Source organism: Sinorhizobium sp. NG07B (genome assembly GCF_002532005.1).
GTDB classification, from domain to species: domain Bacteria; phylum Pseudomonadota; class Alphaproteobacteria; order Rhizobiales; family Rhizobiaceae; genus Sinorhizobium; species Sinorhizobium fredii_C.
Window position 1 is genome coordinate 362,119 of record NZ_NWTD01000003.1, and the last position, 20,269, is coordinate 382,387.

Below are 20,269 nucleotides of genomic sequence, written 5' to 3' on the forward strand. Positions count from 1 at the left end.
AAAGATGGGGCGAGCGGATCAATTCATGGCGATCGGTGTCATCCGGGAAATAGAGCGCAGACCCCTTACTATTATCGATAAGCTCGGCGTAATCATTGCGGCTCTGGCGCTTTATGGGGCGTTTCTTGCCCCCTTCGCGACATTCCGGGCAAACCGCATCGTCCAGGGGGAGGGAAAGGCGATCCTGGAAGCATTGCCGCCGTCGCTCGGCTACGGACTTCTTGCTCTTGTAATGTCCGGTGCCATCGTTGCGGTCCTGAGAACATCCGTTCTCGTGCGCATGGCGGCGGCCTTTGCGACCCTCGTCGCACTCTGCTTTCTCATCGGCAGCGCTGCGGCCAGCCTGACGCCGGCGGACAATGCCTATGCCCGCGTCTCGCCGGCCTCGGGCTTTTGGATACTCGTCCTTGCCTTTGCGCTTCTGGTCGCCGATGCGTTGACGCGGTTGAACCCCGGACCTGGCCTCCGGCTTCTATTCCTCGCGGGGGCCTTGGCGCTCATCGGCGCAATGCTCGCCACCGGGCAATGGAATGGTCTGTCGATCCTCAAGGAATATGCGAGTCGTGCCGAGACGTTCTGGGCCGAGGCCGGCCGCCACCTGACGCTGGCGCTTGGATCGCTCGCCGTGGCAACCGCCGTCGGACTGCCGCTCGGCATTCTCTGCCATCGCGTAGATCGGCTGCGGGCGGCGCTCTTGAATGTCCTGAACGCCATCCAGACGATCCCGTCGATCGCCCTTTTCGGCATCCTGATCGCCCCGCTCGGCTGGGTTGCGACGCATGTTCCGGGCGCTCATGCAATCGGCGTGCGCGGCATCGGCGTCGCTCCGGCCTTCGTCGCGCTCTTTCTCTATTCGCTGCTGCCGGTCGTCGCCAACACGGTCGTCGGCCTCGCCGGCGTGCCGCGCGCGGCCAACGATGCCGCTCGCGGGCTCGGCATGACCGAAGGGCAGCGGCTCGCCCGAGTCGAGTTTCCCTTGGCCTTTCCGGTCATTCTTGCCGGGATCCGCATCGTGCTCGTCCAGAATATCGGGCTTGCCACCATCGCCGCCCTGATCGGCGGCGGCGGCTTCGGCGTCTTCGTCTTCCAGGGCATCGGCCAGACGGCCATGGATCTCGTGCTGCTTGGTGCCGTGCCGACCGTCCTGCTCGCTTTTGCCGCAGCGATCGTCCTCGACGCCCTGATCGAAGTGACGGGTCCGAAACACAGCCGGGGCAAGGCCACATGATCGAATTCGACCGGGTCACCAAGCGATACGACGAAACCGAGGTGGTGAGCGACGTTTCGCTCACCGTCATGCCGCATACGATCACCGTCATCGTCGGGACATCGGGCTCGGGCAAGACGACGCTGATCAGGATGGTCAACCGTCTGGTCGAGCCGACCTCCGGCATGATCCGGATCGACGGCGAGGACAATCGCCTCGTGCCGGAATTCGAACTGCGCCGCCGGATCGGCTATGCGATCCAGGGGCACGGCCTCTTTCCGCACCGCACGGTCGCCGAGAACATCGCCACCGTACCGACGCTGCTCGGCTGGGAAAGGACGCGGATCAAGGCCAAGGTGGAAGAACTGCTGACCCTCTTCCAGCTCGATCCGGATTTCTTCGGGCCGCGCTATCCGCACGAGCTCTCCGGAGGCCAGCAGCAGCGCGTCGGCGTCGCGCGGGCGCTGGCGGCGGAGCCGAACCTGCTTCTGATGGACGAACCCTTCGGTGCGCTCGACCCGATCATCCGGGCCAAGGCGCAGGACGACCTGCTCGCCATCCAGAAGCATTTCGGCACGACGATCATCCTCGTCACCCACGACATGGAGGAGGCCTTCCATCTCGCCGACCGGATCGCCGTCATGGACAAGGGCGAAGTGGTGCAGCACGGAACGCCGGCCGAGATGCTGGTGCGCCCGGCAACGCCTTTCGTCGAGGAACTGATCGGCGCGACGGAAAGGCCATTCCGCCTGTTGGCCATCGAGACGGCAGGCGACGCCGTCGAACCCGGTGCGGCGGAGGGCACGCCGATACCGGAGGGCTTGAGCCAGCGCGAGGCCCTTTCCGAACTCCTGTGGTCCGGGCGCTCTGCCTTGCCGGTTGCGGCGGCGAACGGCTCCATCCTCGGCAAGATCAGCCTCGACGGCCTGGTCAAACGTGCCGCGAGGCCGCGGTGATGCCGTCGCTCCCGACGCTCCTGCGGCTGGCGGTATTCCTCGTCTTGCTGGCCTTCCTGCTGCAGCCCGGCTGGTTCGAGCCGCTATTCAAGCCGCTGGTGCAGGAGAATGCGCCGGCGGTCTACAATCGGGGCAGCATTTTCTGGCTGACGCTCCTCCATCTTCGAACCGTGCTCGTCGCGACTTTCGCCGCGACGCTTGTTGCCGTGTCGCTGGCGATCCTCGTGACGCGGGAGATGGGCGCCGAATTCCTGCCGCTGTCGCGCAGCCTCGTGAATATCGGCCAGACTTTCCCACCCGTGGCGGTGCTGGCGCTCTCGGTTCCGATCTTCGGCTTCGGCGAGAAGCCGACGCTGATCGCGCTTTTTCTCTATGGCTTGCTGCCGATCTTCGAGAATGCCCTGACGGGGCTGACGACGCTGCCGCCTGCGGTGATGGAGGCGGCGCGCGGTGCGGGCATGACCGAACGCCAAAGGCTTCTTCAGATCGAGCTTCCCCTGGCGCTGCCGGTGATCCTCACCGGCATCCGACTTGCGGTCGTGATCAGCCTCGCGACCGCAACGATCGGCTCGACCGTTGCCGCCAAGACCCTCGGCGAGGTCATCATTGCCGGCCTGCAGTCGAACAATCTCGCCTTTGTCCTGCAGGGCGGTCTCATCGTTGCGGCGCTCGCCGTGCTCATTCACGACCTGCTTCAGGCGCTGGAGCGCACGCTCGCCGGACGCACCCATGCATAGCGTCAGGCGTGCCATTCGGGAGCCCTGACGGGAAGCGGCGTTCGCCGGCCGATGAAAATGAATTTCACATTTTCTCCGAATGTTTGGATTTCTGTTGACGCGATGAAAATTCTATCCCAGTCTACGAAAATAAATTACGAAACGGGAACGGCATCAGCATGAAAGTCGGGATAATCGGACTCGGATTCCGTCTCGGATATCTGGGCTATGTCTTCAAGGCGATCGACGAAAGCTTCGTGATCGCCGGCTATGTCGACCCCGCCCCCGCCGGCCTCGCGACGCTTGCGGAAGAGGGCATTTCGGCGGGAAAGGCCTATGCCAAGCCGGAGGAACTGATTGCCGGCGAAAAACTCGACCTCTTGATGATCGGCTCGCCGAACCACATGCATCTGGATCACATCCGCATCGGACTCGAGGCGGGTCTCAAGGTCTTCTGCGAAAAGCCGATCGTCAGCACCATAGAGCAGAGCGTCGAACTTGCCGCGCTGCTGGCGAAGCATGGGCACGACCGGCTGATGGTGGGGCTGGTGCTGCGTTATGCGCCTATGTACCGCGATCTTCGCGCCGCCCAGGCGGCTGGAACCCTCGGCGAGATCGTTTCGATCGAGGCGGCCGAGCATATCGAACCCTATCATGGCGCCTTCTTCATGCGCGACTGGCGCCGCTATGGACGCTATGCCGGCAGCTTCATGCTCGAGAAATGCTGCCACGACCTCGACCTCTATAACGGCGTCGTCGGCGCCCGGCCGGAGCGGGTGGCGAGCTTCGGCGGGCGCAAGAGTTTCACCCCAGCCAATGATCCCGCCCGCGACGGCATCAACGACCTGCAACTGTTTCACCGCAAGCCGAGCGGCTGGCTCGGCTCCGACAAGGTCTTCGACAGCGACGGCGACATCATCGACTATCAGGTTGCGATCATCGAATACGCCAATGGCGTGGCGATGAATTTCCACACGAACCTCAACGTGCCGGACCAGTTCCGCCGCTTCTGCGTGATGGGTTCGCGCGGCATGGCGGAGGGCGACTTCATCCGCGGCTATCTCGACGTCCACGAGGCGCTCTCCGGCAGGAAGGTCGTCGAGAAGAAATATGCGACGGAAACAGCACTCTCGCAGCACTATGGTGCGGACGAGCAGATGGCGGCCGAGATCATCGCCCATGTCAAGCACGGCGGACCGCTGCCGGTCTCGCCGCTCGATGCGCTGGAGGCGGGCATCCTGGCGCTCTCCATGGACGAGGCGCGCATGAAGCGGCAGGTCATCGATCTCCGGCCGCTCTGGGACCGCTTCGACGAAGCCCTGCACGCCCGTGCGGCCTGAGGGGCAGGGGCATGAGTGTTCGCCGCAGCACCGTCATTTTCGCCTGGATACTGCTTCTTCCGGCCGTCCTCTACGTGACGGTAATCGTCGCATATCCGCTGGTCGATACGTTCATTCTGTCGTTTACGGATGCCTCGCTCAAGAAGACCACCAAATGGGTCGGCACTGCCAATTACGACAAGATTTTCAACGCGAGCTTTGCGGAAGTGATCATCCGGACCTTCGTCTGGACCGCCTTTTCGGTGGCGATCAAGATGATCATCGGCACCTTCGGCGCAGTGATGCTGAATGCCGCAGTGCCGGGGCGGGCGCTGTTCCGGGTGCTCACCATGCCGCCCTGGATCGTGCCGATGGCGATCGGCATCTTCATGTGGGGCTGGATGTATAACGGCCAGTTCGGGATGATCTCCGGCCTGCTGCAGAACCTGGGGCTGGTTAGCGGCCCGGTCGCCTTCCTGGCGCACGGCTCGACGGCTTTCTGGGCAACGATCATCACCGATGTCTGGATCGGCGTGCCGCTGGTGACCCTCTATATGCTCGCTTCGATGCAGGCGATCCCGCAGGATCTTTACGAGGCCGCCTGGACGGACGGCGCAGGGCGCTTCTACCGCTTCCGCCGCATCACCCTGCCGCTGCTTGTGCCGTCGATGATCACCATGTCGATGCTGTCGCTGATCGCCACCTTCAACTCCTTCGACATCATCTGGATCCTGACGCAAGGCGGCCCGAACGGCGACACGACGACGATGATCATCGACACCTATCGAACGGCCATCGGCTCGAAGAAATACGGTGAGGGTGCGGCGCGTGCGGTGCTGATCTGCATCTTCCTGTCGATCTTCTGCATCACCTATTTCCGCGTCACGCACCGCCTTGCCTCCGGAGAAAGCCGATGAGCCAGCCGGCCATGATCAACCGCTACCGCTGGTACGAGCTCGTCGGCATCTATGCAGGGATATTCGTCTTCCTGAGCTTCATTCTGGCGCCCTTCGTCGAAGGTTTCCTGGTGTCGCTGAAACCGCTCAGCCTGCTGTTTTCCTCGCCTTATCGCTTCTGGCCTGAGAACGGCTCCTTCGAAGCCTATAGGACCATGTGGGTAAGCGTGCCGGGATTTGCCCACTACATCTTCAATTCGTTCTTCGTGTCCTTCATCGTCACGGCGGTCGTGCTGGCGCTGGTCGTGCCGGCCGCCTACGCCTTCGCGCGCTTCAGGTTTCGGGGAAACGGGGCGTTGCTCGGCGCCTTCCTGGCGGTCAACATGTTTTCGGGCGCCGTGCTGCTGATCCCGCTCTTCCGTCTGATGCGCAGCATGGGCGTGCTCAACACCTATTTCGCGATGATCGTGCCCGGCGTCGCCTTCCTCATTCCCTCGGCGATCTGGCTCCTGCGCACCTATATGCTGCGCATCCCGCGCGAATTGGACGAAGCGGCCTTCGTCGATGGCGCCAGCCATTTCTATACGCTTCGCCGCGTGATCCTGCCGATCGCCATGCCCGGCATCACCGTGGTCGCGATCACCACGTTCATCGGCTCCTATGCCCAGCAGTTCATCTTCGCGCTGACCTTCAACTCCAAGACCGAATACATGCCGTTGCCGGTCGGGCTCTTTGCCTATTTCGGCCGCCAGGAAGTCGTCTGGAACGAGTTGATGGCCGCAAGCTTCGTCGGCATCGCGCCGGCGGTGATCGTCATCTTCTTCCTTCAACGCTATCTCGTCAGCGGTCTGACCGCCGGCGCGGTGAAACAATAAGCAACCACCAGAGAACGGGAGTCTTACAGTGACCATCGCTTACAAAACCGGGTTTCTTGCGCTTGCCCTGCTCGGATCGACCGCGCTCGCCGCACAGGCCGCCGACCAGGAGATCAGCTGGATCTATTGCGGCGACAAGATCGACCCGATCCACGAGAAATACATCAAGGAATGGGAAGCCAAGAACCCCGGCTGGAAGGTGACGCCGGAAGTCGTCGGCTGGGCGCAGTGCCAGGACAAGGCGACGACGCTCGCCGCGGCCGGCACGCCGGTTGGCATGGCCTATGTCGGATCCCGTACCCTCAAGGAATTCGCCGAGAACGAACTGATCGTTCCGGTGCCGATGACCGAGGAAGAGAAGAAGAGCTACTACCCCAACATCGTCGACACGGTAACCTTCGAGGGCAATCAGTGGGGCGTGCCGATCGCCTTCTCGACCAAGGCACTCTATTGGAACAAGGACCTCTTTAAGCAGGCCGGTCTCGACCCGGAGACGCCGCCGAAGACCTGGGCGGACGAGATCGCCTTCGCAAAGCAGATCAAGGAAAAGACCGGTATTCCGGGCTATGGTCTGCCGGCGAAAACCTTCGACAACACGATGCACCAGTTCATGCATTGGGTTTACACCAACAACGGCAAGGTGATCGACGGCGATAAGATCGTCATCGACAGCCCCGAAGTGCTGGCGGCGCTGCAGGCCTACAAGGATATCACGCCCTATTCCGTCGAAGGCGCAACCGCTTACGAGCAAAACGAAATTCGGGCCATCTTCCTCGACGGCAAGGTCGGCATGATCCAGGCCGGCTCCGGCGCCGCCGCGCGCCTGAAGGAAACGAAGATCAATTGGGGCATTGCGCCGCTGCCGCTCGGCCCCTCGGCCAAGGGCGAAGGCACGCTCTTGATCACCGACAGCCTGGCGATCTTCAAGGATACGGGCGTCGAGGAAAAGGCGATCGAATTCGCGAAGTTCATCACCTCTCCCGGTCCGCAGGGCGAGTACGAACTGCAGGGCGGCGCGGGGCTGACGCCGCTGCGCCCGTCGCCGAAGGTCGATGAATTCGTCAAGGCCGATGCATCCTGGAAGCCCTTGATCGACGGGATCGCCTATGGTGGACCCGAGCCGCTCTTCAAGGACTACAAAGGGTTCCAGAACACCATGATCGAGATGGTCCAGTCGGTCGTTACCGGCAAGGCGGAACCGGCCGATGCCTTGAAAAAGGCTGCTGCCGATCTCGAGCAGTACAAGTAAGCCCGAGGGGACCGCGGGAACTCAATCCTCGCGGTCCCGCCTATTCGCGGATAAGCCGCCTTCGCCGGCGGTCGGAGACAGTGACTTGGGACAGCTCAATCTCAACAAGGTTCAGAAATTCTACGGCACATACGAGGTGCTGAAGAGCGTCGAACTCGAGGTGAAGAACGGCGAATTCGTGGTCTTCGTCGGCCCCTCCGGCTGCGGGAAGTCGACGCTGCTCAGAATGATCGCCGGTCTCGACGAGACGACCGCCGGCGACATCGTCATCGATGGCAAGCGGGTCAACGACCTGCCGCCGGTCAAGCGCGGCATCGCGATGGTCTTCCAGTCCTATGCGCTCTATCCGCACATGACCGTGTTCGAGAACATTGCCTTTCCGCTGCGCGTGGAAAAGATGGCGGAGGAGAAGCTGAAAGCAAAGGTCGAGCATGCGGCGCGCATCCTCCATCTCGACCAGCGACTGCAGCAGAAACCGGGCATGCTTTCCGGCGGTCAGCGCCAGCGCGTGGCGATCGGCCGGGCGATCGTGCGCGAGCCGAAGATCTTCCTCTTCGACGAGCCGCTCTCGAACCTCGACGCGGCGCTACGCGCCGACATGCGCATCGAGCTCGCGAAACTGCATCGGCAATTGAAGGCAACGATGATCTACGTCACCCACGACCAAGTCGAGGCGATGACGATGGCGGACCGGATCGTCGTGCTGAATGCCGGTGAGATCGCCCAGACCGGCGCGCCGCTCGAGCTCTATCACAAACCGGCCAACATCTTCGTCGCCGGCTTCATCGGCCATCCAAAGATGAATTTTCTGCCGGTCACCTGCATCGGCGTGCGCGAGGACGGCGTTGAAATCGACTACAGAGGACAGACCGCGGTCGTACCGGTTACGGCCCGCAGCGGCATGGTTGGCCGTTCGCTGACGCTTGGCGTGCGGCCGGAGCACATCCAGACGGGCTCCGCCGACCTGACGCTGGTGATCAACCCGTCGGTCATCGAGCGCCTCGGAGCACACACGGTTGCCTACGCTTCGCTCGGTGGCGAGGGCGAGAACTATTGCGCCATGCTGCCGGGTACCGCCGTCATCCGCGCGGAAGAACAGGTGACGACCGGCATCCGCGCCGGCGACTGCCACCTGTTCGACGAAAATGGCGTTGCCTTCGAGCGTCGGGTCGAGATGACCGACATCGATCTGGCCCTCTTCGATCCGGCGGCCTGAGCGTGACCGTGGCGATACGACTGCTGGGCCCCGACGAGGTCGGGACCTTCCGGCGCATCCGCCTCGAGGCGCTGCGCACCGAGCCCGATTCCTTTGCCAGCAGCGCGGCGGATTGGGAAAAGCTTTCAGACGAAGAATGGCGCCGGCGGCTGACCGACAATCCCGTCTTCGTCGCCTTCCGCCGCGGCGAACCGGTGGGCATCATGGGCCTGCTGCGGCAGAGCGCCAGCATGATGGCGCATCGCGCCACCGTGGTCATGGTCTACGTGCATCGGAGCTTGCGCGGCAGCGATGCTGCAGGGCTGCTGCTCGCAGCGGTGACCGACCACGCGCGGCATCAAGGCATCCGGCAATTGGAGCTGTCGGTCAGCGCTGAAAACGCGGCGGCAATCGCCTTTTACCGCCGCGAGCGGTTCGAAGCGGTCGGTCGCATTCCCGGCGGCTGCATCCGCAACGGCCGGGAAGTCGACGACATCATCATGGTCCGGCGGATCGTCGATTGAACAATGAGTGCCGGCGCAGTCAGAGCGTCGAATTGAGCGCGCCGCCGTCGAGCAGCAGGTTCTGGCCGACGATATAGCCGGCATACTGGCTGCACAGGAATGCCGCGGCGGCGCCGAACTCGCTCGGCGTGCCGATGCGCCCGGTCGGATTCTGCGCATATTCCTCGGCGCGAGCCTCTTCGAGCGAAATCCCGCGTGCCTTGGCGGATTTTTCAAGCAGTTTTTCCAGACGCTCCGTCTCATGCGAACCGGGCAGCAGGTTGTTGATGATGACGCCGTGACGGGCGACCTGACGGGCCGTGCCGGCAACGAAGCCGGTGAGCCCGGTGCGGGCGCCGTTGGAGAGACAGAGTTCTGGGATCGGCGATTTCACCGAGGCCGAGGTGATATTGACGATGCGGCCCCATTTCCGCTCGATCATGCCGGGGATCAAGGCCTTCATCAGCAGGATCGGCGCCAGCATATTGGCCCTGATCGCCTCCAGCCAATTGTCTTCGGTCACGCTCGACCAGTCGCCGGGCGGCGGCCCGCCGGCATTGGTGACAAGGATATCCGGACGCGGCTCCGCCCGCATGAGCGCTTCGCGGCCATCCTCCGTGGTGACGTCGGCGGCGACGATCCGGACCTCCACGCCATATTCCTTGCCGATGGCGCGCGCCGTCTCGCGAAGCTGTTTCGGCTCGCGCGCATTGAGCGTCAGGATGACGCCCGCCTCGGCGAGCTTTTCAGCGACGCCTCGGCCCAGCCCCTTGGAACCGGCGCAGACCAACGCCCGCTTGCCTTTGATACCCAAATCCATCGTATGCTCCGATTTTCACTTTTGGCCAGTTTGCCCTCACAGGTTCACAAACTGGCGGCTGATATTGAGCGACGTCACACTCGCCTGGCCATGTCGGCCACTGCCTCTGACAGTAAGGCAATCTCCGACGCCGTGTTCAGATAGCTTACCGACGCCCTGGCGATATGGTCCAGTCCTCGTGCGGTCATATCGAGCGGCGTATAGGGAACACCATTCGCACCGATCGCGATTTGCCGTTCGGCGAGTGCCGCACGAATGTCGGCCGCCGGAACGCCCTTGACCGTAAAGGAGACGATACCGGAGAGTTCTGTTCCCAGATCCCGCAGCGTCACATTCGGAATACCGCGCAGATTGTCGCGCAGCGCGCTGGAGAGTCCGCTGATCCGCGCGCGGATCGCTCCGAAGCCGAGGGTCCGTGCCTGGCGAATGGCAGCGCCCAACCCGAAAATCAGCGCCGGCGAAATCTCGCCCGCCTCGAACCGGCGTGCGTCGTTGCGGAATTTGACGACCCCATCGACGATCGGCCCCGAAAGCACATCGAGAGAGCGCGGCGTCAGCCGTGGCAGGAACTCTTGTCTGACATAGAGGATCGCCGTGCCGCGCGGCGCCCGGAGGAATTTCCGGCCTGTTGCCTTCAACACATCGCATCCGAGCGAGGCGACATCGATCGGGATCTGGCCGAGGGCCTGGGCGGCGTCGATGAAATAGGGAATGCCGGCCGCCTTGGTCACGCGGCCCACGGCCGCCGCGTCGTTGATGAGGCCGCCATTCGCGGGAAGCCATGTGAGCGATACCAGACGCACGCGATCGTCGATCATCGATGCCAACGCCGAGGCGTCGACGCTGCCGTCATCACGGGCGGGAATTGTCTCGATCCGCGCTCCGGCCCGCGCCGCGGCCTCTTGCATTGTGGCGAGATTGCCGCCCCATTCCTGGCGACCGACGAGAATGCGGTCACCGGCGACAAGCGGCGGCAAGGCCGAGAAAGCCGCGCCCCAGGCGGCCGACCCACTGGTGAGGAAGGCAATCTCGTTCGGATCGGCGCCGATCAGTGCGGCCGTGTCGGCGCGCACCTCTTCCAGAAGCGCGCTCGTTCCACTCGCCGCTTCCATCGGTCCCTCGATCGCTTCCTTGCGCAGGTAGTCCCAGATCGCCGCAAGTACCGCTTGCGAGGGCAGCGAGGCGCCGGAATGATTGAAATGCATTCCGGCCCCACAGCCGGGAGTCTCCGCACGAAGCTGCTCCACGTCGAGTGCTTCCTTCATGCGGCAGGCCCCAGCTCCACCAGTGCGTCGACCTCGACCATAGCACCGGCGGGCAGCGCGGCCACGCCCACGGCGGCACGCGCGTGCCGCCCCGCTTCGCCAAACACCTCGACGAACAGGTCCGATGCGCCATTGGCGACTTGCGAGTGCGCCGTGAAGGCCGGCGTCGAGGCGATGAAGACGCCGAGCCGAACGACACGCCGGACCGCCGCCAACGTGCCATCGGTTGCCGCCGCAATCTGCGAGAGGACGCCGATCGCAGCATATTCGGCCGCGATGCGACCTGCCTCCTCAGAAACGCCGGTGCCGAGGATCCCGGTCAGGACCTCTTCATCCCTCACGCTGATCTGCCCTGAAACGGTGAGGAGGTTGCCGGTTCGAGCCGTCGAGACGTAATTCGCCGCCGGCGCCGAAGCTCCCGGCAATCGATGGCCGAGGGCAGAAAGTTTGGATGCGATGGTCGCTGACATGGCGGTCTCCCTTTGGAAATGCCGAGAGAATGCGACGGTCCTTCGATTGCTTCCAATTCAAACTGCGCTATGGTGCGATCGATTACGCTAATGCCACGACGAAAGAGCCCATGCGCACATCCCGCACCATGCCGCCGCTGCAGGCCTTGCGGGCCTTCGAAGCGGTGGGTCGCTTGCTCAGCTTCCGCAAGGCGGGCGAAGAGTTGCTGATCACCCAAAGCGCAGTGAGCCACCACATCAAGCAGCTCGAGGAGACGCTCGGCGTGCGGCTGTTCGTCCGCAAAGCCAAGAGCATCGAATTGACGATCGAGGGGGCGGACTATCTCGGCAGGACCACCGAAGCCTTCGGGATTATCGCCGGCGCGACTTCCGAGATTCGCTACCGCGCTGCCAGGCAACGCGTGCGCGTCAGCGTCCTTCCCTCCTTTGCCGCCAACTGGCTGGTCTCCCGTCTTTCCCGGTTCATGATCGAGCATCCTGAGATCGAGGTGGACCTCGAGCCGACATTGGGTCTCACGACCTTCGAAACCGGCGATGTCGACCTGGCCATACGCTTCGGTGCCGGGCAGTGGGATGGGATGTTGGCGGAGCGGTTGATGAACGAAGAGCTGAGCCCCGTGTTGAGCCCGAGCCTCTACGGCGATGGATCACGCTTCGCAAGGCCGGCGGATTTGCTCGCCCAGACCCTGCTCGAGTCCAGCAAGCCCGTGGACTGGCAGCTTTGGTGCGGCGAAGCCGGTGTCGACTATCGGCGCGGCCGAATACTTCAGCTGACCGACTACAACATCGTGCTTCAAGCGGCTCTCAATGGGCAAGGTGTCGCGATCGGGCGCCTGCATATGGTGCGCGACCATCTTTCGGCCGGACGGCTCGTGCAACCTTTCGCGCACTCGGTCCGGTCCGATCGGATCGCCTACTGGATCGTCACGCCAAAAGGTCGCCGACCGGCCCCCGCCGCAGAAATCTTCGCTTCCTGGCTGAAGGAAGAGGCGGCATCACCGCCTTCGCCGCTCCGCTAACAAGCGACACGGAGGCTGACGTGTCGACGGCGATCATTACAGCAGCCCGTCATCCCCATAGAGGAAGTCCCGACTGCGGGCTGCACTGGAGCCGGACGTGTGCGTTTGGGCTGCGGAGTCGCGTATCGTATCGAGATGTTCACGCCGGTGCGGATCGCTTATGATCGGCCAGATATCGCGCCGCGCCCGCCGATAGGGCGTTTTCGCCGGATCGTTGGGGTAGGGCGTTCCGGCCGAGCAATAGAGGATCTGCGACGCGATCTTGGAGAACGAGGCGTAGAAGTGGTTGGTGGATTTGACCACCAGGATTTTCTTCGCATTCGGATCGATACCCATCACCGAGAACAGGCTCGGGTCGAAGCTTTGGGCGCGAGTCGAATTGAGAATGATGTCGATACCGCGATACTGAAGGTGCGCTGCGTCGCCGAAGGGGGCGAAGCTCTCGCCGAAGCGCATTTCGGCATTGCGCACCAGCCGCACCACCCTGACGATGCCGTCGATCGGATGGCCCGTGCCGGGGGCCGATTTCGCCCCGAAGCGCAAAGGAATTTCGGCGCCTTCGCCCGCCGCCATGCAAATCTGCACGGCCATCGGATCCCAGATGGTGCCGATCGCCGCGTCCGTCACACCGTTCGCGAGCAGTTCCCCGAGCACGACCGTCGCATCGCCCGCCGTGCCGCCGCCGGGATTGTCCCACATGTCGGCGATTACGACCGGACCTGCAGGTGCGGCGATCGCCGCGGCGACCGCCTGCCTTTCGTCGATTTCCGGCATGCGGAAGGTGCCGCGCCTTTCGAAAAGCTCGAGGCCGAGTTCGCGAGCGAGCGCTTGGCCCTTTTCCGGACGGCCATCGGTGACGACAACCGTCTTGGTGCCCATCTCCGGAACGTCGCCGGCCATGAAGCCGTGCACGACCGACAGCGACAGGACGTCCGGATCCTCCCGCTCGATCCGCATCAGCTTGTCGACGAAGCTGCGCATCGGTTCGCGCGACGTCGGAAAGACGTCGATCATCCGGCAGTCGAATACCGACATGACCGGTCGAACGCGCCCTTCGAGCGTGTCGACGGCAATGCGCCAGAGGTCTTCGGCGCGATCGACGAAATCCGTGTGCGGAAATTCCTTGAAGAAGACGAAGAAATCGGCGGCCGCAACACGCTTTTCAGTAAGATGGCTGTGCGGATCGAGCTCGACGCAGACGAGCACCTCCGGCCCGACGATCTCGCGCACGCGCGTCAGGAGATCGCCCTCCGTATCCTCGTAGCCGTCGGCGACCATCGCACCATGCAGCCCGAGCACCACGGCGTCGACGGGGAGGGCCGAACGCAATTGCCCGAGGATCTCGTCGCGCAATGTCTCATAGGTTTGCCGGTTGACCAGCCCGGCGGGGTCCGCCCAGGCCGCGGTGCCCTCGATCAGCTGCCAGCCCTTCTCCGCCGCCACGCGGCGGCCCACGGTGATCGGCGCGGTGCAGAGCGTCGGCGTTTCCGGATGCTTGCCAGGAGGCGCATAAAGCGACGCTTCGAAGGCGCGCCTGTCGATGCAGATGGGAGAGAAGGTGTTCGTTTCGGTTGCCAGGGCCGCTGTAAAAATGCGCAATGCCGTCGCCTTCCTCAATCACCCATCGGATTCGGCAGATAACCGGTGAAGCCAGAGATCTTCCACCGGCCTTCATGCAGCCTGCAATAATAGACCGTTTGCCACTTCAGGACATCGGCGCTGCCGTCGGCTTTCCTGATCTCGCCATCGAACTTCTTTCGGGCGAGCGCCCGATCGCCGTTGATCTCGATGTCCTCGAGCGTCGTGGTGGTGAAAATCGCCGTGCGCGCGTCCTCCGAGAAGGACTGCTCGGCAAAATCCAGGGCTTGGCGCAGCCACTCGTCGCGATAGGCGGCAAGCGACGGAAACGCCAGCCGCCAATTGTCAGGGCTTGCCGTCCGTTTTCCATCGATGCCGATGAAACCCTCTTCGACAAAATCGGCGGCCACCAGCGACCAGTCGGCGGCAAGGAAAGCGTCGATGTCCCGCGTCACCAGCATCTCCCAGATCTGTCGCCGGGCGGCGTCGCTGACGGGGAACGGATTCTGGAAGGGATTCCGCATGTGTTCGCCCCATATTGAAATTCTTTTCATGATTGGCGTTTTTCTCTGGCCAAAATTGTCTTTCTGTGGTGATTTGTCAACGTAATGCGAAAATAATTTGCACAAGGCTCCTGATGTCCATCAAACGCTATGGCACCGAAGAGATCGGGGCGGGCGGAAAATCGCTGCCTTTCGCGCGGGCCGTGGAGGTAGACGGCTGGCTCCATGTGTCCGGGCAGGTTGCCATGGAAAATGGCGAGATCGTCGACGGGAACATCGTCGCCCAGACCCACCGGGCGATCGGCAATCTGCTGGCCATTTTGAAGGAGGCCGACTACGGTATCGAGCACGTGGTGAGAGTCGGCGTCTGGCTGGACGACCCGCGCGATTTCTGGAGCTTCAACAAGATCTATCAGGAATATTTTGGAGCTCATCCGCCGGCGCGTGCCTGCGTGCAGTCTTCGATGATGGTCGATTGCAAGGTGGAGATCGACTGCGTCGCCTATAAGCCCAAGGACGCCCAATATGTCGCGGGATGAGGAAAAGTGCGTGCGGATTTCCGCCCGCATCCCGCGGCTCAGATAGGAGTGGCCGTCCGGATGGATATATTCGCAACCTTGCAGCATGAAAAGGAGCGGCTCTCGCAGTCGGAGAGCCGCATCGCCGACATTCTGCTCAACGACTTCGAATTTGCCGTCAACGCATCGATCATTGAGCTTGCGGGGAAGGCGGATGTCTCGCCGCCGACGGTGACGCGCTTCTGCCGGCGGCTGGGCTGCGACAGCTTTTCCGATTTCAAGGTGCAACTCGCCCGCACCGCCTATGTCGGGATGCGCTACCTGAAGCCCGAGCCGAAAAGCCAGGAGACCGGCGATGTGGCCCAGGACATCATCGCCAAGGCGCAGAACGCGCTGTTCCTGCTGCATCGTTCGCTCGACCTTGCAGCCCTCGAACAGGCGGCCGACCGGCTAGCCGGCGCGGAAATGATCTACGCGTTCGGGTCGGGCGGCAATTCCTCGATGATTGCCGGCGAATTGCAGAACCGCCTCTTCCGCCTCGGCCTGCGCATCACCGCGAGCTCCGACCACAGCATGCAATTGATGCTCGCGGCAGCCGCCAGGCAGAGCGATGTGATCATCGGCTCGTCTTTTTCGGGTCGCAACGCCGAGCTGGTGCGTGCCTTCGGCCTTGCCCGCGAAGCGAAGGTGCCGACCATCGCGCTTACCCAGACCGGCAGCCCGGTGGCGCGCGCCGCCGACATCACCGTTCCGGTCGACCTGCCGGAAGGCAACAACATCTACCGTCCGACATCCACGCGCATCGCCTATGTGGCTCTGGTCGACATCCTTGCCAGCCTGGTGGCTTACCGTGTCCAGCCGCAGGCCACCGCAACGCTCAGGCGCATCAAGCAGCAGCTGGTCGCGCATAGGGATGGCGACGATCGCCAGCTTCTCGGAGACTGATGTGGCAGAGCAACCGCCCAAGCCGAAATCCGTAGCGATCGTCACCGGCGCAGCCGGCGACATCGGCCGGGCCATTGCCCGTCGCCTGGCGGATGGACACGACGTCGTTCTCCTCGCCGATATGGACGGCGATGCCGGAGCCAAGGTCGCGCGTGAACTCGGCGTAGAGGAACGGTTCGCCGCCGTCGCCTGCGATGTGACGGATGCGGCGAGCGTGGCGGCCATGGCCGCAGCCGCGGGGGAGCGTGGCGTCGTCCATACGCTCGTCAACAATGCCGGCGCGGCGCGCGCCGCCAGCCTGCAGGATACGACGCAGGACATCTGGCGGATGGACAATGCGCTCAATCTCGAAGCCGCCTTCCTCTGCTTCCGGGCGGTCGAGGACATGCTGAAGGAGAGCAGGGGTTCGGTCGTCAATATCGCCTCGGTGAATGGTGTCGGCGTCTTCGGACATCCGGCCTATAGCTGCGCCAAGGCCGGCCTCCTGCATCTGACCCGGCTCATCGCCGTCGAATACGGCAAGTTCGGCATCCGCTCGAATGCGGTGGCGCCGGGCACGGTGCGCACCCGGGCCTGGGAAGCCCGCGCCGCGGCCAATCCGCAGGTCTTCGAGGAGGCCAAGCGCTGGTATCCGCTTCAGCGCATCGTCAACCCCGAAGACGTCGCCAATGCCGTCGATTTCCTGGCCGGGCCGCAAGCCGGCGCCATATCGGGCGTGTGCCTGCCGGTCGACTGCGGCCTGACAGCCGGCCAGGCCGAACTCGCCCGCACCTTCTCGCAGTCCAGCCATTATTGACCAATCCCCTTGGAGGATGCTGATGCAGCCGGTTTCATATCGCCTCGAATCTGCCTGGCAGCCGGATGGCGGCCCCAACGGTCGCTTCACCTTAAGTCTCTTCAACCTCTCCGGCAGGGCGCTGAGCGGCTTCCGTCTCGTCTACACCTCGCTCACTCGCGTCATCGATCCGGCTGCCTGCGAGAACGCCGTCTTCCTGCGCCGCAACGCCAATTTTCATGAATTCGCCCCGCCCGAGGGGCTGACCCTTCAGCCGGGGGAAAGCTGGACCTTCGTGGTCAGCGGTCTGCACCGGCAGGCCAAGCACTGCAGCGACGGGGCGAAGTCGGCTTATCTGACGCTCTCCGATGGCAAGCATGTGCCGGTGGCGGTCTCGGACCTTAGGCTCGAGGGTGCCACGAGCGAACCGCCGCCGGTCCGTCTGCCCGAAGGACGGCTCGACCTGCCCTTCGCGCTGCAGCCCTGGCCGGCGAAGATCGACGCCGTGGCAGGAGATGAATTTCCCGTGGTCCTCTACCCGGCCGCGGGAAGCAGCCCGGAGGATGTCGAGGCAGTTTCGAACGTGCTGGCGCTGTTTCATCGGCTCTTTGCCGCCGGGCACGCTCCCTTCAGCCTCGCACCATCGGAGCAAGGGGTGCCGATTGTCTTCGCAAAGGGTGCTGATTTGGCTCCCGAGGCGTACCATCTTACCTTCTCCCCCCGCGAGATCCGGCTTGAATATAGCGCGGCAGCCGGACGGCAGTACGGGCTGACGACGCTCGCGCAGCTCCTCGACGCCGCGCGCAGCCATGCCGGCAGATTCCGTTTTCCTGCCTCGGGTACGATCGCCGACCAACCGCGCTACGGTTGGCGCGGCTGCCATCTCGACGTGTCGCGGCAGTTCTATCCGACTGCCGACGTCCTGCGGCTGATCGATATTCTCGCCTGGTTCAAGCTCAATATCTTCCACTGGCACCTGACCGACGACGAGGCCTGGCGCTTGGAAATTAAGGCTTTTCCGACCCTGACGACCCTCGGCGTACTGCGCGGGCCTGACGAGCCGCTGCTGCCGCAGCTCGGCAACGGGGCGGAGCCCTCGGGCGGCTTCTACAGCCAGGAGGACGTCAAGGCGATTGTCGGCCATGCGGCCGGTCTCAATGTCGAGGTGGTGCCGGAGATCGACATCCCCGGCCACAGCACTGCGGCGCTCGTGGCACTTCCCGATCTTGCGGATGGCCAGGAGGCGCCGGAGAGCTATCATTCCGTCCAGGGCTATCCCAACAACGCGCTCAATCCAGCCGTCCCGCTCACCTACGAATTCCTCGAGAAGGTCTTCGACGAAATGGTTGAGCTTTTCCCGAGCCGCTATCTCCACATCGGCGGCGACGAGGTGGCGAACGGCTCGTGGCTCGCCTCGCCCCTGGCACGCAGGCTGATGGAAGAGGAGGGCATTTCCGGCACCTTCGCGCTCCAGTCTTTCTTCCTCAAAAAGGTGAAGCAGATGCTGACGGCGCGCGGCCGCAAGCTCGTCGGCTGGAACGAGGTCGCCCATGGCGGCGGCGTCGGAACCGAGGACACGCTGCTGATGGCGTGGGAGAACCCCAAGGTCGGCATCGAACTGGCGCACGAGGGCTATGACGTCGTCATGACGCCCGGCCAGGCCTACTACCTCGACATGGCCCAGGCGGAAGCCTGGCAGGAGCCCGGCGCAAGCTGGGCCGGCACGGCAACGCCGGCGCATACCTATGCCTACGAGGCGGAAGGCGAGTTCCCGGAAGAGCTAAAGAGCCGAATGAAGGGCGTGCAGGCCTGCATCTGGTCGGAGCATTTTCTGTCGCGCGGCTATTTCAACCGGCTCGTCTTCCCGCGCCTGTCGGCGATCGCCGAGGCGGCCTGGACGCCAAAGGCTGAGAAGGACTGGCTGCGCTTTGCGGCGATCGCTCCCCTGAGCCCGATCTTGTGAGTTTTGAGTCATGCGGATCGCCGTTGGCGGAATCCACACGGAATGCAGCACCTATTCGCCCGTCCTGATGTCGGTCGAGGACTTTCGGGTCTTGAGGGGCGAGGAACTGCTGAGGGCCGACAATTTCAGCTTTCTCGACGCTGAGGATGTGGAACACGTTCCGCTGCTCCATGCCCGCGCCGTCCCCGGTGGGCCGGTTTCCCGGCCGGCCTATGTGGCCTTCAAGGCGGAGTTCCTGGAAGGGTTGAAGGCAGCCGTGCCGATCGACGGACTCTATCTCGCCATGCATGGCGCGATCAAGGTCGACGGCTTGGACGATGCGGAGGCCGACTGGATTTCGGCTGCCCGTGACGTCGTCGGTCCCGGCTGCCCGATTGCCGTCAGCTATGACCTGCACGGCAATGTCAGCCAGCGGATCATCGACCAAATCGATATTTTCGCCGCCTATCGCACGGCGCCGCATATCGATACGCGCGAAACCATGGTGAGGGCGTGGACGATGCTGGTCGAGGTGCTGCGCACCGGCGCGCGGCCGGGCGTCGCCTGGGCGCCCGTGCCGCTGCTCCTGCCAGGAGAGAGGACCTCGACGGAGGACGAGCCTGCGGCAAGCCTTTATCGAGTCCTGCCCGAGATTAATGTTCGGGCCGGCATCCTCGATGCTAATCTGATGGTCGGCTATGTCTGGGCGGACGAGCCGCGGGCCACCGCCTGCGCGGTCGTGACCGGATCGGACCAGGAAGCCACTTTGAAAGCGGCGGAGGAAATCGCCGCAAGCTACTGGGATGCCCGAGAAAAATTCCGTTTCGGTTCGGTGACCGGAGCCCTAGAAGCCATGCTCGACATTGCCGAAGCGGCAACGACGCGACCGATCGTTCTCGCCGACTCGGGCGACAACCCGACCGGCGGCGGCGTCGGCGACCGCGCCGACGTGTTGAAGGCGCTTCTGGCACGTGATTGGCAGGACGCGCTCATTGCCGGAATTGCCGATCGGCCGGCGGTAGAGGCATGCTTTGCCGCAAGCGAAGGCTCGACCCTGGCCCTTCGGATCGGCGGCAGCCTCGACCCCTCGGGTGCTGCCGTCGAAGCGGCGAAGATCGTCAGGCTTTACGATCCCGGCTTGCTTGCGGAACGGCAGGCGGTGGTTCAGGTCGGCGGCATCACCGTCGTGCTTTCGGCCCGGCGGCGGCCCTATCACAATATCGAGGATTTCCGCCGGCTCGGTCTCGACCCGCAGGCGGTCCGCCTGCTGGTCGTCAAGTCCGGTTACCTTTCACCGGAACTCGCGCCGATCGCCAATCCCAACCTGATGGCGCTCACCGACGGTGTCGTCAATCAGGACATCGAGAAGCTCGCGAGCGAGCGCCGCCAGCGGCCAATCTTCCCCTTCGATCGCGATTTCGACTTCACCCCGAAGGCGCGGCTGTCCGCCCGCTGGACCTGACGCCGCAGCCGCACGACCCCGCTCGATGCCTCGGGCGGACAGAACTGACCTCGCCC

20 protein-coding genes are annotated in these 20,269 nt (G+C 63.6%); 15 read left to right on the forward strand and 5 right to left on the reverse strand.

Translation table 11 applies throughout. From position 1 onward, the window contains the following. Window positions 1–25: 25 nt before the first annotated feature. The 9 genes from CO664_RS11660 to CO664_RS11705 all read left to right on the forward strand — a co-directional run bounded on the left by CO664_RS11660 (window position 26) and on the right by CO664_RS11705 (window position 8,937). Window positions 26–1,228 (forward strand): ABC transporter permease, encoded by a 1,203-nt coding sequence (locus CO664_RS11660; protein ID WP_097538833.1) that lies wholly within the window; start codon window positions 26–28, stop codon window positions 1,226–1,228. Continuing rightward, the gene (locus tag CO664_RS11665; protein WP_097538834.1) at window positions 1,225–2,163 is read left to right on the forward strand and encodes an ABC transporter ATP-binding protein; all 939 of its coding nucleotides are present in this window, start codon (window positions 1,225–1,227) and stop codon (window positions 2,161–2,163) included. The genes CO664_RS11660 and CO664_RS11665 overlap by 4 nt, the downstream gene beginning before the upstream one ends. Beyond that, window positions 2,163–2,900, forward strand: coding sequence for an ABC transporter permease (locus tag CO664_RS11670; RefSeq protein WP_097538835.1), 738 nt, complete (start codon window positions 2,163–2,165; stop codon window positions 2,898–2,900). The genes CO664_RS11665 and CO664_RS11670 overlap by 1 nt, the downstream gene beginning before the upstream one ends. Before the next feature lie 158 nt (window positions 2,901–3,058). After that, complete coding sequence (locus tag CO664_RS11680) at window positions 3,059–4,219, forward strand: Gfo/Idh/MocA family oxidoreductase (protein WP_097524593.1); 1,161 nt, start codon at window positions 3,059–3,061, stop codon at window positions 4,217–4,219. An 11-nt stretch (window positions 4,220–4,230) separates the two neighbouring features. Further along, window positions 4,231–5,115: a sugar ABC transporter permease gene (locus CO664_RS11685; protein WP_097538836.1), complete on the forward strand. Its 885-nt coding sequence runs from the start codon at window positions 4,231–4,233 to the stop codon at window positions 5,113–5,115. Further along, complete coding sequence (locus CO664_RS11690; RefSeq protein WP_097538837.1) at window positions 5,112–5,969, forward strand: carbohydrate ABC transporter permease; 858 nt, start codon at window positions 5,112–5,114, stop codon at window positions 5,967–5,969. The genes CO664_RS11685 and CO664_RS11690 overlap by 4 nt, the downstream gene beginning before the upstream one ends. A 28-nt stretch (window positions 5,970–5,997) precedes the next feature. Beyond that, window positions 5,998–7,218, forward strand: a complete 1,221-nt coding sequence (locus tag CO664_RS11695) for an extracellular solute-binding protein (protein ID WP_097538838.1) — start codon at window positions 5,998–6,000, stop codon at window positions 7,216–7,218. A gap of 85 nt (window positions 7,219–7,303) precedes the next feature. After that, window positions 7,304–8,434: a sn-glycerol-3-phosphate ABC transporter ATP-binding protein UgpC gene (gene ugpC / locus CO664_RS11700; RefSeq protein ID WP_037417108.1), complete on the forward strand. Its 1,131-nt coding sequence runs from the start codon at window positions 7,304–7,306 to the stop codon at window positions 8,432–8,434. A gap of 2 nt (window positions 8,435–8,436) precedes the next feature. After that, window positions 8,437–8,937 carry a GNAT family N-acetyltransferase gene (locus tag CO664_RS11705; RefSeq protein WP_097538839.1) on the forward strand — a complete coding sequence of 167 codons (501 nt, stop codon included), beginning with the start codon at window positions 8,437–8,439 and terminating at the stop codon, window positions 8,935–8,937. 19 nt (window positions 8,938–8,956) lie between these two features. Here the strand turns inward: CO664_RS11705 and CO664_RS11710 are convergent, their stop codons facing one another. The 3 genes from CO664_RS11710 to CO664_RS11720 form a co-directional block, all read right to left on the reverse strand. Continuing rightward, window positions 8,957–9,736, reverse strand: a complete 780-nt coding sequence (locus tag CO664_RS11710) for an SDR family oxidoreductase (protein ID WP_097538840.1) — start codon at window positions 9,734–9,736, stop codon at window positions 8,957–8,959. Window positions 9,737–9,810: 74 nt separating this feature from the next. Then, entirely contained in the window at window positions 9,811–11,001 is a 1,191-nt protein-coding gene (locus tag CO664_RS11715; protein ID WP_097538841.1) for an aminotransferase class V-fold PLP-dependent enzyme, read from the reverse strand. Beyond that, window positions 10,998–11,471, reverse strand: a complete 474-nt coding sequence (locus CO664_RS11720) for a RidA family protein (RefSeq protein WP_037417120.1) — start codon at window positions 11,469–11,471, stop codon at window positions 10,998–11,000. The genes CO664_RS11715 and CO664_RS11720 overlap by 4 nt, the downstream gene beginning before the upstream one ends. A gap of 110 nt (window positions 11,472–11,581) precedes the next feature. Here CO664_RS11720 and gcvA point away from each other — a divergent pair, with 110 nt between their 5' ends. Then, window positions 11,582–12,490 carry a transcriptional regulator GcvA gene (gene gcvA, locus CO664_RS11725; protein WP_097539181.1) on the forward strand — a complete coding sequence of 303 codons (909 nt, stop codon included), beginning with the start codon at window positions 11,582–11,584 and terminating at the stop codon, window positions 12,488–12,490. 36 nt (window positions 12,491–12,526) lie between these two features. Here the strand turns inward: gcvA and CO664_RS11730 are convergent, their stop codons facing one another. Both CO664_RS11730 and CO664_RS11735 read right to left on the reverse strand, forming a co-directional pair. Beyond that, complete coding sequence (locus tag CO664_RS11730; protein WP_097538842.1) at window positions 12,527–14,089, reverse strand: M81 family metallopeptidase; 1,563 nt, start codon at window positions 14,087–14,089, stop codon at window positions 12,527–12,529. A 14-nt stretch (window positions 14,090–14,103) separates the two neighbouring features. Next, window positions 14,104–14,592 carry a hypothetical protein gene (locus CO664_RS11735; RefSeq protein ID WP_037417127.1) on the reverse strand — a complete coding sequence of 163 codons (489 nt, stop codon included), beginning with the start codon at window positions 14,590–14,592 and terminating at the stop codon, window positions 14,104–14,106. Between the two features lie 113 nt (window positions 14,593–14,705). Here CO664_RS11735 and CO664_RS11740 point away from each other — a divergent pair, with 113 nt between their 5' ends. From CO664_RS11740 to CO664_RS11760, 5 genes are read left to right on the forward strand one after another with little or no spacing between them, the layout of a single operon-like run. Then, window positions 14,706–15,110 (forward strand): RidA family protein, encoded by a 405-nt coding sequence (locus CO664_RS11740; protein ID WP_037417130.1) that lies wholly within the window; start codon window positions 14,706–14,708, stop codon window positions 15,108–15,110. Window positions 15,111–15,170: 60 nt separating this feature from the next. Continuing rightward, window positions 15,171–16,034 (forward strand): MurR/RpiR family transcriptional regulator, encoded by an 864-nt coding sequence (locus CO664_RS11745; protein ID WP_097538843.1) that lies wholly within the window; start codon window positions 15,171–15,173, stop codon window positions 16,032–16,034. Next, entirely contained in the window at window positions 16,003–16,830 is an 828-nt protein-coding gene (locus tag CO664_RS11750) for an SDR family oxidoreductase (protein ID WP_097538844.1), read from the forward strand. The genes CO664_RS11745 and CO664_RS11750 overlap by 32 nt, the downstream gene beginning before the upstream one ends. Before the next feature lie 22 nt (window positions 16,831–16,852). Further along, window positions 16,853–18,772, forward strand: coding sequence for a beta-N-acetylhexosaminidase (locus CO664_RS11755; RefSeq protein ID WP_097538845.1), 1,920 nt, complete (start codon window positions 16,853–16,855; stop codon window positions 18,770–18,772). Window positions 18,773–18,782: 10 nt separating this feature from the next. Beyond that, window positions 18,783–20,213, forward strand: coding sequence for a M81 family metallopeptidase (locus CO664_RS11760; RefSeq protein ID WP_097538846.1), 1,431 nt, complete (start codon window positions 18,783–18,785; stop codon window positions 20,211–20,213). Window positions 20,214–20,269 lie beyond the last annotated feature (56 nt).